Origin of the sequence: Actinoplanes sp. NPDC049316 (genome assembly GCF_040677315.1) — a bacterium.
Classification (GTDB): Bacteria; Actinomycetota; Actinomycetes; order Mycobacteriales; family Micromonosporaceae; genus Actinoplanes.
This window is the reverse complement of sequence record NZ_JBFAQM010000066.1, coordinates 1-1,365: the sequence shown is the minus strand read 5'-3', so window position 1 is coordinate 1,365 and position 1,365 is coordinate 1. Positions and strand designations below refer to the sequence as shown.

Annotated in this window: 1 protein-coding gene; it reads right to left on the bottom strand. The window is 67.3% G+C overall.

Annotated elements, in window-relative coordinates; genetic code table 11:
• Window positions 1-5: 5 nt before the first annotated feature.
• Window positions 6-1,109: an ISAs1 family transposase gene (locus AB0K03_RS41070; protein ID WP_364697594.1), complete on the bottom strand. Its 1,104-nt coding sequence runs from the start codon at window positions 1,107-1,109 to the stop codon at window positions 6-8.
• Between the last annotated feature and the right edge of the window lie 256 nt (window positions 1,110-1,365).

Genomic DNA, 1,365 nt, shown 5'->3' with positions numbered 1-1,365 from the left:
CAGGGTCATTGCATTGTCCCGTTACTGCTGGTCACGGCTGTGATGAGATCGTGTGGGCGGTGGTTGGCGCGGCGGCTGGCCCGGGCGATGCTGGTTTCACCATTGGTGCGGTGGAATCCGATGGCGGTGTTACGCAGGGTGGCCATGACGGCGGGTCCGTTGCCGGTCCGGGCTTGATGTGAATCCTCACGGAAAGTGACATCCCGTACATAATGGATCTTGTTCTCGATCTGCCATTCGGCCCTGATCCATCGCTGCAGGTCCGCCGGGTGGGCGTCGGCGGCGGGCAGGGAGATGGTCAGGTAAGCGGTCTCGCGGCTGGTCCTACCGCTGGTGGTGCGGGTCCGGGTGATCCGGATGGCCTGCTGTGCGTGCGGGAAGACGATCCCGCCGGGCGTGTGCAGGGTGAGGGCTTTGACGGTTCGGGTCTCCCGGCGGCCGTGACCACGGCCCCGGGCCTGATGGCCGATCGGGACCTGCGCCCAGGGCAGGGCCTTGAGCTGGGCGAACAGCTTGGGCTGGTTGCCCTTCACAGGAATCAACAGGTAGCCGCCCCGGGCAGCGATCTCGGTGGCGTGGGCGGTCTGCGTGTGCAGTGCGTCGGCGACGAACAGCAGTCCGGTCAAGCTTCCCAGTACCTGTTCGACGGCGTTCAGCAGCGGGGTGAAGGCGGGGATTTCGTTGCTCTTCGCGGCCACGGTGACCTGGGCGAGGATGATGCCGGTGCTGGTGTCCAGGGCGGACAGCAGATGGACCTGGCTGCCGTCTGGGCGGCGGGCGCCCCGGACGGTCTTGCCGTCGACGGCGATGACCTGCCGATATCGTGGCCGGCGGTGCCCGTCCGTGCGGGTCCGGTTATGCAGCCAGCCGGCCAGGACCGTGGCGAGCAGGTCGGCGTCCACGCGGATCAGCAGCCGCCAGATCGTGGTCATGGCCGGCACGCCTCGGGCGAAGCCGAGCCTGGCCCGGGCGATGTCGTCCAGGTCGTGCAGCCAGTCCGCGATCGCGGCCATCGAGCAGGCCCCGGCCGTCACCGCACAGACCGCGACGGTGAGCAGACCGGCCAGCGGATAGCGCAGTCCGCGAGGACTCCGGGGATCAGGCACCACCGACAGCACGTCAAGTAATCCCGATCGTTCACTCTCGGTGATCGGGCGGGAGGGTGTGTCGGAAGGGGCGGTGACTGCGGACAGTACCGGGATAGGGCATGCTGACATCGCGGGTGAGGTCCTTGACGGTGCTGGAAGCGTGAGAACTCCCATGATCACCTCCGAGGCCTCACCCGCCCCGGGCGACTCCACAAAGGCTCATCATCTGGCATCACCGCAGCTCAGACGGCCATCAGCCGAAAACGCAAAGACCCTG